The sequence below is a fragment of the Chryseobacterium lathyri genome (assembly GCF_019970085.1).
GTDB classification, from domain to species: domain Bacteria; phylum Bacteroidota; class Bacteroidia; order Flavobacteriales; family Weeksellaceae; genus Chryseobacterium; species Chryseobacterium lathyri.
Genome location: NZ_JAHXYG010000001.1, coordinates 322,364 through 336,815 on the forward strand (window position 1 = coordinate 322,364; position 14,452 = coordinate 336,815).

Annotated in this window: 13 protein-coding genes and 4 tRNA genes; 3 read left to right on the plus strand and 14 right to left on the minus strand. The window is 39.1% G+C overall.

What is annotated here, in order from left to right:
- Positions 1-14 precede the first annotated feature (14 nt).
- From LC418_RS01480 to LC418_RS01520, 9 genes are all read right to left on the minus strand, one after another.
- Positions 15-1,370, minus strand: a complete 1,356-nt coding sequence (locus LC418_RS01480) for a HAMP domain-containing sensor histidine kinase (RefSeq protein WP_223557850.1) — start codon at positions 1,368-1,370, stop codon at positions 15-17.
- A gap of 51 nt (positions 1,371-1,421) precedes the next feature.
- The gene (locus LC418_RS01485) at positions 1,422-2,129 is read right to left on the minus strand and encodes a response regulator transcription factor (protein ID WP_223557851.1); all 708 of its coding nucleotides are present in this window, start codon (positions 2,127-2,129) and stop codon (positions 1,422-1,424) included.
- 108 nt (positions 2,130-2,237) lie between these two features.
- Positions 2,238-2,717, minus strand: coding sequence for a GNAT family N-acetyltransferase (locus LC418_RS01490; RefSeq protein ID WP_223557852.1), 480 nt, complete (start codon positions 2,715-2,717; stop codon positions 2,238-2,240).
- 16 nt (positions 2,718-2,733) lie between these two features.
- The gene (locus tag LC418_RS01495) at positions 2,734-4,149 is read right to left on the minus strand and encodes an aminotransferase-like domain-containing protein (protein ID WP_223557853.1); all 1,416 of its coding nucleotides are present in this window, start codon (positions 4,147-4,149) and stop codon (positions 2,734-2,736) included.
- A gap of 41 nt (positions 4,150-4,190) precedes the next feature.
- The gene (locus LC418_RS01500) at positions 4,191-4,559 is read right to left on the minus strand and encodes a hypothetical protein (RefSeq protein ID WP_223557854.1); all 369 of its coding nucleotides are present in this window, start codon (positions 4,557-4,559) and stop codon (positions 4,191-4,193) included.
- Positions 4,560-4,799: 240 nt separating this feature from the next.
- Positions 4,800-4,881, minus strand: a tRNA-Leu gene (locus LC418_RS01505).
- A gap of 177 nt (positions 4,882-5,058) precedes the next feature.
- Positions 5,059-5,142: transfer RNA gene (locus tag LC418_RS01510), tRNA-Leu, on the minus strand.
- A gap of 5 nt (positions 5,143-5,147) precedes the next feature.
- Positions 5,148-5,223: transfer RNA gene (locus tag LC418_RS01515), tRNA-Gly, on the minus strand.
- A gap of 4 nt (positions 5,224-5,227) precedes the next feature.
- Positions 5,228-5,309 (minus strand) — tRNA-Leu (locus LC418_RS01520).
- A 176-nt stretch (positions 5,310-5,485) separates the two neighbouring features.
- Between LC418_RS01520 and LC418_RS01525 the strand changes: the two genes are divergently transcribed.
- The 3 genes from LC418_RS01525 to LC418_RS01535 are packed head-to-tail and all read left to right on the plus strand — an operon-like array spanning position 5,486 to position 7,454.
- The gene (locus LC418_RS01525; RefSeq protein WP_034739828.1) at positions 5,486-5,863 is read left to right on the plus strand and encodes a DUF3127 domain-containing protein; all 378 of its coding nucleotides are present in this window, start codon (positions 5,486-5,488) and stop codon (positions 5,861-5,863) included.
- Between the two features lie 60 nt (positions 5,864-5,923).
- A complete protein-coding gene (gene aat / locus LC418_RS01530; protein ID WP_111953861.1) occupies positions 5,924-6,577 on the plus strand; it encodes a leucyl/phenylalanyl-tRNA--protein transferase in 654 nt (217 codons plus the stop codon).
- Positions 6,564-7,454: a DMT family transporter gene (locus LC418_RS01535; protein ID WP_111953863.1), complete on the plus strand. Its 891-nt coding sequence runs from the start codon at positions 6,564-6,566 to the stop codon at positions 7,452-7,454. The genes aat and LC418_RS01535 overlap by 14 nt, the downstream gene beginning before the upstream one ends.
- A gap of 161 nt (positions 7,455-7,615) precedes the next feature.
- On the opposite strand, the gene LC418_RS01540 is transcribed toward LC418_RS01535, so the two are convergent.
- From LC418_RS01540 to LC418_RS01560, 5 genes are all read right to left on the minus strand, one after another.
- Positions 7,616-8,998 (minus strand): tetratricopeptide repeat protein, encoded by a 1,383-nt coding sequence (locus LC418_RS01540; protein ID WP_111953865.1) that lies wholly within the window; start codon positions 8,996-8,998, stop codon positions 7,616-7,618.
- A gap of 352 nt (positions 8,999-9,350) precedes the next feature.
- Positions 9,351-10,733: a phosphoglucosamine mutase gene (gene glmM, locus LC418_RS01545; protein WP_223557855.1), complete on the minus strand. Its 1,383-nt coding sequence runs from the start codon at positions 10,731-10,733 to the stop codon at positions 9,351-9,353.
- Between the two features lie 57 nt (positions 10,734-10,790).
- Positions 10,791-11,819 carry a DUF4421 family protein gene (locus LC418_RS01550; protein WP_223557856.1) on the minus strand — a complete coding sequence of 343 codons (1,029 nt, stop codon included), beginning with the start codon at positions 11,817-11,819 and terminating at the stop codon, positions 10,791-10,793.
- A gap of 221 nt (positions 11,820-12,040) precedes the next feature.
- On the minus strand, positions 12,041-14,074 hold the full coding sequence (feoB, locus tag LC418_RS01555) for a ferrous iron transport protein B (RefSeq protein ID WP_223557857.1): 2,034 nt from the start codon (positions 14,072-14,074) through the stop codon (positions 12,041-12,043).
- Positions 14,074-14,328 (minus strand): FeoA family protein, encoded by a 255-nt coding sequence (locus LC418_RS01560; protein ID WP_111953877.1) that lies wholly within the window; start codon positions 14,326-14,328, stop codon positions 14,074-14,076. Before LC418_RS01560 ends, feoB begins: the two co-directional genes overlap by 1 nt.
- Between the last annotated feature and the right edge of the window lie 124 nt (positions 14,329-14,452).

Sequence of the window (14,452 nt, forward strand, 5' to 3'; positions counted from 1 at the left end):
ATTGTTCTTTGCTATTAAGCTCCTTCCGGTCTCGTACTGTAGAAATTAGGAAAACGCATCTGTACGGTGGTTCCCTGGTTTTCGTGAGAACTTACGATCAGTTCGCCGTGGTGCATTCTTACGATGTTTCTGGCCAGCGGAAGTCCGATTCCGTAGCCTTCGTAGTTTTTGGTATTGGAAGCCCTGAAGAATGGGTCGTAGATTTTATTCATTTCCACCTCCGGAATACCTATTCCAAAGTCCTTTACAATGATATAAACATCTGTATCTGTAGCGCCCAGCGAGACTTTTACCTGCTGGAAATTAGAATATTTACAACCGTTATTGATGATATTGGCTACCGCAAGATGAAGCAGCTGTTCGTTGCCCTGTACTTTTAATTTTTTAGGATTATCCGGAAGCATACTGATATCCAGATAAATATTATTTCTTGAATCAATTTTTCTCAAGGTTTCAATGACATCCCAAAGCAGCTGATCGATTCTTACTTTATCCATTTTCTGGATCTTTCCATCGAAACCGGTCTGAGCAATCATGAGTAAGGCTTTGATCTTTTTATCCAGCTTTTCGGCTTCGTCAAGGATAATCTCAAGGGTTTCTTTGTATTCATCGGCTGTTCTGCCGATAGAAAGAGCGACATCCGCTTCTCCCATGATCGAGGTAAGTGGTGTTCTCAGCTCATGGGAAACATTCCCGATCAGATGGTTTTGGGTCTCAAATGAGGTTTCTATCCGGTTCAGCATTCCGTTGAAAGTATCTACCAGCTCATTAAGTTCCTTATTGTCGGGTTGCGGCTCCAGTCTCAGGTGAAGATTTTCGGAGCTGATCTCTTTTACCTTACCAGTAATTTTTAAGATGGGCCTAAATAAGGTTTTGGACAGATAAAAAGAAAAAATCATACTGAAGAACAGGGACAGTACAATACAGGTAATCAGCGTTCTCTTTAAAAATCCCAGGTAATAAATTACGTAATGGTTCTTGGCAGAAGCAATGGCAATATAATCCTTATCATCATACCTGAAGGTCTGCCCGATATAGTAAAATTCTTTGTCATTATAATTGGCCTCGCCTTTTCTGACGATACTTTTGAAAAAATAGTCCGGAATATGAACCTCCTGTGAGATCTTCCTGAAATTGGAATCCGCCGGAACCGCAAAAACATAATCTCTTTCCATGGGAAGCTCCTCATCATTGAGGCCGTTGAGGATATAGTTTTCGGGAAGGTCAAGGTGGTCTTTGCTTTTTTCGATCTGAACAATAGTTGTTGTACGGATCTTCAGCAGCTCATAAAATCTCTGGTGTGAAAAGTTGACAATAGAAAAATAAACCAACCCACTGAACAGCAGAATGATGGCAGTAAATACCAACATTAAGAGCACCATTGTTTTGGTTTGATTTGTGACAACTTTATTAAACATCCATTAAGGTTTTTTCAGTACATACCCCATCCCTATCACAGTATGAATCAGCTTATGATCATCCTGATTATCCAGTTTTTTTCTCAGATAGTTTACATAAACATCTACAACATTGGTTCCCAGCTCATAATTGACACCCCAGACTGCGTCCAGAATTTCAGCTCTGGAAATTACTTTTTCAGGATTATTCAGGAAGTAGAGCAGCAGTTTATATTCTGTAGAAGTTAAAGAAATTTCATCTCCGGCACGGGTAACTTTCTTGGTATAATCATTAACAATCAGATCTGAAAACTTGAAGACATGTTCATTATCAGGCTCCGGTTCAGCAATTTCCTGAGGACTTACTCCATTGCTTCTTCTTAATAATGATTTCACGCGGGCTACCAGCTCAATGAACTTGAATGGCTTTACAAGATAATCATCACCTCCGCTTTCCAGACCCAACACTATATTTTCAGAAGTTCCCAAAGCTGTTAAAAAAAGGATAGGAACATGCTGATTGGTTTTCCTGATTTCTTTGCAGACATCCAGTCCATTCATTTCCGGCAGCATAATATCCAGAATTACCAGATCAAAATCGTTGGCCTGCACCAACTGTACACCAGTGCGTCCGTCAAAGGCTACGGAAACTTCGTACCCATTTTCCTGAAGCCCTTTCTTTATAAAAGATACAACACTGGTTTCGTCTTCGATGAGGATAATCTTTTTCATTGAAATAAGGAATTTCACAAAAATAAGGAAAAAGAGTGAATAGGCATGAGGGAAAGCAAAACCTCATGAACAGAAAGAATCTTAGCTAAGAACAGCAATATTTCTTATTTAAAGCTCCAGCAGCATCTGTGTATCACAGCGGCAATAAGCTGAATCAGAGGCTGGCATATGTTTAAAACCAAGCTTTTCATATAATTTTATTGCAGGAACGAGCACAGAGTTGGTTTCAAGGGAAATACTTTCTGCATTTAATTCCCTGGCTTTATCTACCAAGGTCTGTCCTACCAGATATCCTATTTGCTTTCCTTGTGCTTTGGGGCTTACAGCCATCTTTGAGAGTTCAAATTTAAGTGGCTTATCGGACAATTTCACTAAAGCACATGTTCCCACTGGCTCATTATCCAGCAGAGCAAAAACAATGTATCCTCCTTTGTTTATAATGTGCTCTTCGGGATTGTCCAGCAGTTTATAATCGCCGGCCTCCATGGTGAAAAATTTTTTGATCCATTCTTCGTTTAAAGCTTTGAAAGCATCTTTATATTGAGGATCATAGGCTATAATTTTTACTTCATTATTTGTATCATTCATCGTTTATAAGGTTTAATTAAATTCTTTTTTTAACCATTTTTGCAAGCTTTTCAAGGTCACTTTCTACCCTGTCCGTCCATTCCAGGGCATAGTTAAGGCGCATACAGTTTTGATATTGATTATATTGGGAAAACATTCTTCCCGGGGCAAAGGTTATTTTCTGGCTCATGGCTTCATCATAAAGGTCTTCCGTGCATATCCTTTTATCCAGCTCCAGCCATAGCATAAAGCCTCCTTTAGGTTCCGAAACCTTTGTATTGTCCGGGAAATACTCTCCCACTGATTTCTGAATCTGAAGATAGTTTGCATACAGCTTATTCCTGAACATTCTCAGGTGGTGGTCATAGCGGCCGTGTTCAAGAAAATCCGCAATTACATCCGGATACAGGGATGGGCTGCACACAGTCTGCACCAGCTTCTGCCGGATTACCTTTTCTTTAAATTTTCCGGGAGCTACCCAACCCACGCGGTAACCTGGCGCTAGCGTTTTAGAGACCGATCCTATCCACATCACAAGCCCGGCTTCATCATAAAATTTACACGGTTTGGGTCTTTCTGATCCAAAATACAGGTTTCCGTATATATCATCTTCAATCAGAGGAACATTATATTCCGTAATCATCCTTACCAGTTCTTTTTTATTGTCATCCGGCATCTGAAAGCCTAATGGATTATTGAAATTCGTCACAAAACAACAGGCAGAAAGTGTAGGAAGCACTTTTTTCAAGGCATCCAGATCTACTCCGTAAATAGGATGGGTAGGAATTTCCACCACCTTCAGTCCCAACTGCTGGATCGCCTGAAGCACTCCAAAATAGACCGGGCTTTCCACCGCTACGGAATCTCCGGGTTTCGTCACCGCCATCAGGCAGGTATATACTGCATTCATAGCCCCGGAGGTGATGACCAGATCGTCTTCTGATATTTTTCCTTCCAACACCAGAGCCCATTTGGCGGCTTCCCGACGGAGGTATTCGCTTCCCTGTACCGGCTCATAATCTGTACCGCTGTCATTCTTTCTCTTGATCACATTGATCATGCATTTCTTGAGCTTTGCCAAAGGAAGGAAGCTTTTCCCAGGAATTCCCAAAGCAAACTGGGTAACATCTGTCCCATCAATGGTTCCGAATACTTTATCAATAAGGTCTTCCGGTGTATTTTTCTTCTCAGCTTCTTTCATTGGAGCCACCGAAGGCAATGCCAGCTTTCTTTGGGAAGTCTGGCTCACAAAATAGCCATACTTGGGACGGGATTCAACCAGAGAACGGCTTTCCAGTTCCATATAAGCCTGTTTTACAGTATTCAGACTGACATTATAGAGTTTTTGAGCACTTCTTAGTGAAGGCAGTCTGTCTCCTTGCTGCAGCGTATCGCTTTTGATCTGCTCAGTGACAGATTTTGCTATTTTAAGATAGAGAACGTCTTTTGACATAAAGCCCCGGTTTTAAGTAAATGTACAAATTTATTGACGCTTTATCCAACATTCAACCAGCTGATCATTCTATTGATACTGCTTTTCAGCTGTTCTGCATTCCGGAAATTTGCTGAATTGTTTTTATTGAAATAACGCTCTGCCTGAAGATTAAAATTCTTTTTTTCGGAGTCTGCAAGATCACTTTTCCCATAGATCTTAAATGTGATCTCCCCTTTTCCGTTAATGATCAGACTTGCAAAACCAAGAATCTCATTTCTTTTTTTAGCCAAAAGAAAGGGTACACCGAAATCCTGGCTTAATCTGGATAAATTTTGGGACTGCAGAAAGATATTTCTCAGCGACTGCATATCTGAAATATAGACGTCAGCATATTGAAGCTGCTGTTGGTTTCGAATAATAGTTTCCATAATGCTCTGTTTAGTATAACAAAATTATGGAGTATTCCATTATGGACACAGATACAGAAGTTACTATTATCTTGGATACAGATTAAATGTTTGTGGAAAATACAGATAAAGGCTAATTAAACTGACGCGGATCAATAGTTTATCAAAAAGCATTATGACTAATGCACGCCAAACACCCGTTTATGAGGGCTATAAAAACAAAAACTCCCTGTAAACAATACAGAGAGTTTTTTCGCATAGTGCGGATGAAGGGACTCGAACCCCCACGCCTCACGGCACCAGATCCTAAGTCTGGCGTGGCTACCAATTACACCACATCCGCCGGTTATTATTCTTTATTATAAAGAACTTATTCCTTTTATGGCTACAAATATAAAACATTTTGCCTTAAAATAAGAACTAAAAAAACATAAATACTTACAAACAATGATAAATAAACGATTTCTTACAAACCTTTAAAAATAAAAAAACTCTCCGTTGAGATCAACAGAGAGTTTAGTACCCCGGGCGGGACTTGAACCCGCACGTTCTTACGAACACAGGATTTTAAGTCCTGCGTGTCTACCAGTTCCACCACCAGGGCAGGTGTGGAGCGAAAAACGGGATTCGAACCCGCGACCCCAACCTTGGCAAGGTTGTGCTCTACCAGCTGAGCTATTTTCGCATAGTGCGGATGAAGGGACTCGAACCCCCACGCCTCACGGCACCAGATCCTAAGTCTGGCGTGGCTACCAATTACACCACATCCGCTGGTTTGTTTTTGCTTATTTTAAAGAGCTTGCTTCGTTTTTGTGAGTGCAAATATAGGACTTTTTCCATTGTCTCCAAACTTTTCAGAAAAAAAAATTAAAATTCTCATATTTTTTTTCAGGTCCTCCAATTATTACATTTCATTTTCTTACTTTTACAACGTTAATAATTACAATATGGAATTACAAGGAACGGTAAAGAAACTTTTTGATGCTCAGACATTTGCAAGCGGCTTTCAAAAGAGAGAAATGGTTATTTTAACCCAGGAACAGTATCCACAGCCGATAAACATAGAATTTTTGTCTGATAAGATCAGTTTATTAGATAACCTTAAGGAGGGTGAAAATGTAAAAGTGGGAATCAACATCAGAGGAAGAGAATGGGTTTCTCCTCAGGGTGAAACTAAGTATTTCAATTCTATTACAGGATGGAAAATTGAAAAAGTAATGGACAACGGATCTGAGCCTACTCAGGCCTCTCCTTCTCAATCTGCATCCCCGGTTTCCAATGAAAATCCTTTCGCTGGTGACGATGATGATGATTTACCTTTTTAATTAAAAAATAAGATCAAATATAAATCCTGCTTTATCAAGTGGGATTTTTTTTCCAAAAAAATGGTCCGATTAGACGAAAACGAGATTTCATTCCCCGATCCTGAACTTTATGACGGTCACGACGGGCTGGTTGCCTTTGGAGGAGACCTGTCTACAGAAAGGGTTTGGTTCGCCTACCAGCTGGGGATCTTTCCGTGGTACAATCCCGGAGAGGAAATATTGTGGTGGTGCCCGGATCCCAGATTTGTCCTGTTTCCTGAAGAACTAAAAGTTTCAAAATCGATGCGGAAAATACTAAACAGGGGTATTTTTACATTTTCTGAAAACAAATGCTTTAGGGAAGTGATCCAAAACTGCCAGCAAACGAGCAGAAAGGGACAGACTGGAACATGGCTTTCGGATGAACTGATGGAATCTTTTATTCAGCTTAATGAATATGGTCTTGCCAAAAGTATTGAGGTATGGCAGGATGGAGAACTGGTTGGAGGTTTTTACGGCCTTCAGATCGGAAATGTTTTCTGCGGCGAAAGTATGTTTGCGAAAGTAAGCAATGCTTCTAAAGCCGGCTTTATTCATTTTGTGGAAAACAACAAAGATAATATTGATCTCATTGACTGTCAGTCTCATACAGAGCACCTGGAAAGCTTAGGCGCAAAAATGATTCCTAAAAAAGAATTTTTAAACATCTTACACAAAAATAATGAACGCAGATAAAGAAAAATGGATCCTTCTGATTGTATTAACTGTTATCTGGGGCTCGTCTTTTATTTTGATCAAAAAGTCTCTTGAGCATTTCAGTCCCTATCAGGTAGGGGCGCTCAGGGTTCTGATCGCAGGAATTATTTTAATGCCGGTCGCGATTTCAAAATATAAACTGTTTCCCAAAAAGCATTTGAAGTGGCTTATCCTGGCTGCATTTACAGGAAATTTCATTCCTATGTTTCTATTTCCGATTGCGGAAACGGAAGTAAGCAGCAGTATCGCCGGAATTATCAATTCTATGATGCCTATCTTCGTGATTATTGTGGGAGCGCTGGTCTGGAAGTTTGACACCACTAAAAGGCAGATCGTGGGAACAATGATCAGCTTTGCCGGAGTCTGCTTATTGGCTTTTGGAGGAGATGGGGAAGGCGGAAAATTCAAGCTTATTCCGATATTATTGCTGTTACTGGCCACGCTGTGCTATGCTTTAAGCACAACAACGGTGAAATCTAAACTAATGGATGTCTCTTCCACGATTTTATCAGCATTTGTTTTTTCATTTGTTTTATTTTTCCCTTCTCTTATTGCTTTAACATTCACGGGATTCTTTTCAACATTCAGTTTTAATGAGGACAATATGCTGGGACTGATGTTTGTAAGCTTGCTGTCTATCTTTGGAACCGGGCTGGCCATGACTTTAAATTACAGGCTACTGAAGGTATCTACCCCGCTATTTGCGTCAACAGTAACCCTGCTGATGCCTATCGTTGCTATTATCTGGGGATTTCTGGATGGTGAAAAACTGAGCTTTTTACAGTTTGTTGGAGCAGGAGTTATTATCGGCGGACTGATTTTTTTAAGGTCTAAAACAGCGGTTATAAAAAAATAAACAGGTATTGATACATTAAAATTGATACATTAAAAATCCTGCATCGCTGCAGGATTTAAGTATGTATGATTGTTAATTTAAGTCATTAAGAATCTTTAAGCTGCTAAGGAGAATTAAGGCAGATCCTTCGATCTTCAGTCTAAACTTCCTTCTTCCAACTTCTAAGAATTCTTCTTTTTCACTTTGGCTTTGACTTTCTTTACCTCATCTTTGATGAAAGGATATTTTTTCTGCATATCCTGAGCAAGCGATGCGTCAATATTTAAAGCTTTCTGAAGAGATTCTGCTCCTTTTTCCGGGTTTCTCAGGTTGAAATAGCAGTTGCTGAGCTGATAGTAAAGCTCTGCCCTGTCATGTACCCTTAAGGCATTATCCAGAATAGTTACCGCCTCTTCATATTCTCCAAGAAGCATCAAAACCTCTGAATAGGCATACCAGTTATAAAACCTTGAAGGTTCCGCATCTACCAGCTTTTTCAGGCAGGCAAGACTTTCTTCAAATTTTCCGGAATCAATAAATAGAAATGCCAGTCTTTTCTGATAGTCAAGGTTACTGTCATTCAGCTGGGTAGCTTCTCTTGCAAAATGCAGGGCTTCTTTCATACCTCCCATTTCTTCATAGAGATAAGATTGTTCCATCATCGCAAGATAAAACTGTGGGTCTTCTCTCAATGATTTCTGGAATGCATTTAAGGCCATTATGGACTGTTTCTGCGCCTTATAGCACAATCCTATCTTATAAAATGTAAATGCTTTGGTATATTCAAGCTCAAGCATTTCCTCATATACCTCTACGGCCTTCTGGTACTGTCCCAGGGCTTCGTAACAGGCTGCTTTGTTTGCATATACTCCTACAGAACTTGAGTTGATGGCCAAAAGGTAATCATATCCTTTTATGGCTTCTTCGTAATTCTTTCTGTTGAAGTAAAACTGCCCGTATTCGAACCAAGCGGTTTCGGAATAGGCAAATTCATCTAAATATTCATTAAGAAAGGCAATAGCCTCCTCGCTCTTATTCAGGTCGCTGAAGCAGATCATACAGTTTTCGAGAGAATACTCATCCATAGGATCTTCTTTCAGAGCTTTTCTGTAGTGTTTAAGAGCGTTAAAAGGGTCTCCCAAGTTTACATATTCGTCCGCAATAAAGTTATGAAGGAAGTTTTCTTCTTCCTGCAGTTCTAAGGCTTTTTTGCAGATGTCAATGGCTTTTCTGGGGTTTCCCAGGTTCGAATAATACTTCGCATAGCAGACCATAAAGTCTGTGTTTTCCATGGATGAACCTTTCAGTTCGTCAATGAGTTCTTTTGCGGTATTATAATCTTCCCATTCCAAAAGAATCTCAAGCCTTTTGATCTTGATATCCAATGAATTGGGATGAAGCTTAAGGCCATAATTAACAGCATTGTCTGCGTAGTTAAAATCTCCCAGCTCCAAATAATAAACAATAATGTCTTCTAGCTCTTCGGTATCGAAGTAGAATTCATCATTATTTTCCATCATTTCCTCGAACTTTTTTACAAGTTCATTTCCAAAATACTCTTCCAATAGTGTTGTCTTTGTCGGCCCGATGTCTGAATATGCTTACAAACCTCGGCAAACTTTTAATTAATAATAACCTCTGAAACTGAAATTCAAATGTTTATGCAAAGTTGCAACTTTTTTTTGAATTATTTTTTCATAAATTTCTATATTAAAGATAGTAAAAAAAGAAAACAGATAAAAGGATTGTGGATAAAAAACGGAAATTGTGGTTAAATAGTTATAACGGTTCATTTTCAGTGAGAATCTCAAAATTCAGAACCTGTTTATTTATACGCTTTCGTTTCTTTCTTCCGGACTATTTAAAAGAACTCCGACAAAAAAAGAACGGAGCATTTCTGTTCCGTTCCTGATTTATTTAGATTAAACTTTTAATTTTAGCGATGATATCATCTCCAAGCTTATCGGCTTCTTCCTGCGTATAAGCCTCGGTATAGATCCTGATAATAGGTTCTGTATTGGATTTTCTCAGGTGCACCCAGTTGTTTTCAAAGTCGATTTTAACACCATCTACCGTAGAAACTTCTTCGTTCTGATATTCTTTTTCCATTTTGGCTAAGATATCATCTACATTAATCTCCGGAGTCAGCTCTATTTTCTTTTTGCCCATAAAGTAGCTTGGGTATCCTGCTCTTAATTCGGAAACGGATTTGTTTTCTTTTGCCAGATGGGTTAAAAACAATGCTGCTCCTACCAAAGAGTCTCTTCCGTAATGAAGGTCAGGGTAGATAATTCCTCCGTTTCCTTCGCCTCCGATTACTGCATTCTTTTCTTTCATCAGATTCACTACGTTTACTTCTCCTACAGCACTTGCAAAGTATTCTGAATCGTGGCTTCTGGCAACATCCCTCAAAGCACGGCTTGAGGAAAGGTTTGAGATAGCAGCGCCTTTCTTATGTTTCAATAAATAATCTGCAACGGCAACCAAGGTATATTCTTCCCCGAACATTTCCCCTTTCTCGTCAATTAAGGCTAATCTGTCTACATCCGGATCTACAACGATTCCTAAATCTGCATTTTCTTTTTTTACAAGCTCACAGATGTCTCCCAAGTGCTCTTTCAAAGGTTCAGGATTGTGTGGAAACTGCCCGTTTGGTTCGCAATATAATTTAATTGTTTCGCAGCCAAGCTTATCCAGAAGCATTGGAATTGCAATTCCTCCTGTAGAATTTACCGCATCGAGAACGATTTTGAATTTTTTAGCTTTAATGGCTTCAATGTCTACCATCGGAAGATCTAAAATCTGCTGAATATGAATATCAAACGCATCGTTTCTTGTTTCATATTTTCCAAGATCATCTACTTCTGCGTAATTGAAATCTTCACTTTCAGCAAGAGCGAGTACTTTTGCGCCATCATCTCCACTGATGAACTCTCCTTTACCATTCAACAGTTTAAGAGCATTCCATTGCTTTGGGTTGTGGGAAGCAGTCAGGATAATTCCTCCATCTGCATTCAGTTCAGGAACCATTATTTCCACCGTTGGTGTTGTAGAAAGTCCAAGATCCACTACATTTATTCCCAATCCCTGCAGAGTAGCTGTTACCAGCGAGGAAACCATTTCCCCGGAAATTCTGGCATCTCTTCCTATGACCAGGGTTAAATTCTTTTTATTCTGTGTATTCTGAAGCCAGGTTCCAAATGCTGATGCAAATTTCACGACATCCAGAGGAGTTAAGTTATCATTTACTTTTCCGCCGATTGTTCCCCTGATCCCGGAAATAGATTTTATTAACGACATTCTGTTTTATTTTTTTAATTGGTTTCATTAGCAAAGATACTTAAAAGACCTAATAAGTTATAAGATGGGAATCTTTTTCTGAATCTTGTCATAATTCCTTTTGATAACCTTCGGTGGCGGAAAACGGTAACCTATATACAGCAATCCATATAGATTGTTATTTTCTACATTCTGGTTATCTTTTTCATTGTAGGCATAAGCATTGACATTAAATTTTCCTCCGAACAGAAACCGGTCTGTATTATATCCTATATGAAGTCCGCTAGCAAACTTCAGGGTTAGATACTGTGTATTTTGTTTGTTAAATTTTGTCCCGTCCGCCTGAATATCCCAGCTGTTGGAAAACATTCCGCCTAATCCCAGCGAGATATGAGGAGCAATATTCACTCTTTTTTTCGCGCCAAGCACCCAATTATAAAAGTACCCCATGCTGCCCCCGAAACTGTACTGGGTTTCTTTACTTTTCTGTCCGTTTAAAATATCTCTGAATATGGAAAGGTCATAATCTACAATAGGCACCCAGCTTCCACGGCTTTCTTTCTGCCATTCGCCTTGTGTATAAATACTTTTCAGAGAGAAATTATCCTTTAGTACATAGGCTGTAGACCCTCCAAAACTCTGAACCCTAAGATCGGGAAACTGAAGGTATGGGTCTTTTCCTTCTTTCCAGTCCGGAAAAAAATCGCTCATATTTTCCATATAAAATCCTTTTACGTTTTTGTAATAAACGGTCTGGATAAATTTTTTGGGGAAAAGCCTGAATCTAAAGTCTGCATAGGAGCTGCTTCCTTTGAGCGCATCATCATTATTCCCGGGAAGAAAACTTGGTGTAAATGAAATAGTTGCACTTATAATCCTATAATCAATAGAAAAGGAAGCTCTTGTTTTATTGTTGATTGAAAAGATGGTTTCTAAAGGTTTGTCCTCAGAGCCTTCTGTAAAAACATATTTTTCAATATTGGTGTCGAGATTTACACGGACCATTACCTGATCTGCATAGGACTTGATTTTAGCAGTATCGGTCTGGGCGTTTACCCAAATGGTTAGAAGAGAGAATAACAAGACTGCTGCTGATTTTGGGCTCAAATCGAAAAGGTTTTAGTTTCAGAGAATGAAATTACTACAATTTTTTCAATTATAAGCTTAAAAACAGGATCAGGAGCAACCGCAGTCTTTATCACAGTTGGTTCTTTTGGAACTGAATTTTTTCGGTGCGAAATTCTTTCTGAGTACTTTAAATAAAGAATAACAGGCGAATGCAACGATCAGTATGATGATTACGTACTGAAAAATTAGTGAAGTATCCATTATTTTAAAATCTGATATGCTATCAACGACACAAAATATGCCAAACCGGTCATCATTACAACCTGAAAGCCGGTCCATTTCCAGCTTTTGGTTTCTCTGTAGACTACTGCAAGCGTAGAAACACACTGCATTGCGAATGCATAAAATAAAAGTACGGAAATTCCCGTTGCGAAGCTGAACACTTTTTCGCCGTCAGGTTTTACGTCTCTTCTCATTTTATCTATTACTTTCACTTCGGGGGCATCATCATCCAAACTGTAGAGTGTAGACATTGTCCCGACGAAAACTTCTCTGGCCACAAAGCTTGTCAGAATTCCCACGCCCATTTTCCAGTCGTAGCCAAGCGGTTCGATAAGAGGCTCAATCCCTTTACCCATTTTGGCCAGATAAGAATGGTCGAGTTCTACATTGGTAGCCACAAATTGATTGGGTTTCTGTTTGGGTCCAAAATAACTTAAAAACCAGACAATGATGCTTACAATAAAAATAATCTTTCCTGCTCCTGTAACGAAGTCCCAAACCTTACCCAGTACCATTTTAAGATCGTATCCGAAAAGGGGCTTTTTATAAGTTGGCAAATCCATTACAAGATAAGTCTTGTCTTTATTTTTGATAAATCTTTTCAAAACTGCTGCTGAAAACAGTGCTACAAGGAAGCCCAAAAGGTACATTCCCATCAATACCAGCGCTTTATATTTAATTCCAAGGAAAGACCCGTCAGAAATGATCAGTCCGATAATGATGCTGTATACCGGAAGCCTTGCAGAACAGGTCATAAAAGGAGTAACCAGTATGGTTAATAATCTTTCTTTTACATTTTCGATATTTCTTGTAGAAATCACAGCAGGAATGGCACAGGCCGTTCCTGATACTAAAGGAACGATACTTTTCCCATTCAGTCCGAAAGGTCTCAGCAGCCTGTCCATCAGAAATACCACTCTCGCCATATATCCTGAATCTTCCAGTAGATATAGGAAATACAATAAAATACCAATCTGTGGGGCAAATACTACAATTCCTCCGATTCCGGGAATAATTCCACTTGAAATCAGTGAATTGACAGGCCCTTCCGGCAAGTGTTCTGCAGCAAAAGCAGCCAGCCATGAGAAGGAATCATCGATCCAGTTCATCGGATATTCTGCAAGGAAGAAAACACTTTGGAAAATAATCAGCAGGATAAAAAGAAAAACAACATAGCCCCAGAATTTGTGGACCAGCACTTTATCTAATTTCTCCGTTAAAAGCTCTTTGAACTGGGCTTTTTTAGAGATTACATCTGCTAATATTTTATCTACGCTCTGATATCTTCTTACGGTCTCCTGAACCTGTAATCGTTTTGGAACCAAGCTTTTAGAATCAGGCTGGTTAAGAAGGTCTTTTATAGATTCTATTCTTCCGAGATCGGAGCCCAATGAAATACTCATCCAGGCTTTATATTCGTTGTCAAGTCCTTTATGGGCCGCAATTTTCTGAATAAAATCTTTATGCTCGTTTGGCGTTTCGAAGGTGATGGTCTCTGCTTTTTTAAATCCATCATGCAAAACAGACTCTTTAATCTTATCTATTCCAATCTGTTCTTTGGCATTGGTTTGAATAATTTTAATCCCCAGAGCATCTGAAAATTTCTGGATATCAATGCTAATGCCTCTTCTTTCTGCCTGATCAATCTGGTTGACCACCAGGATCATAGGAATACCAAGATCCTGTATCTGCTGGAAAAGAAGCAGTCCTCTTTTTAAGCTTAATGCTTCAAGAATATAGATTACACCTTCATAATTTTCCTGCTCATCAATAAGAAATTTAGAAAAAATAGCCTCGTCTTCCGAACTTGGATAAACGCTGTACGAGCCTGGCAGGTCGATCACCTCAACCTCTTCATTTTTATAGGTGTAATTTCCGGAATGGCTCGCAACGGTAACTCCTGCATAGTTTCCGGTCTTCTGTTTTTTATTGCACAGTGCATTGAAAACCGTAGACTTTCCTACATTAGGATTCCCGACTAAAAGGACCTTTTTTTTCTTATTTTCCTGCATTAATTCAATTCTTCAACAATGATATACTCTCCCTCTTCTTCACGAAGAGCGATGCGGCTTTTTTCTTCTCCAAATTCTACATACATAGGACCCTTGAAGGGCGCCTGGTACAAAATTCTGAAAATAGTCTCCGGTAAAAGTCCCATTTCTATGATCTTGTTTGGCATTTTCAGGTAATCGTTATCATACCCTAAAATTTTTCCCATTTTGTTTTTAGGGAAACCGCTTAATTTATGTAAGTCAATCTGTTTCAAAGCCGGATTTTTTGTAAGGGCAAATATACGCTATTTAAATTTAATCTAAATAACGAAAAGTATGAAAGAAATCAACCCAAACACATTGCTGTATCTGGGTTGATTTTAAAAATATAATTTAGTT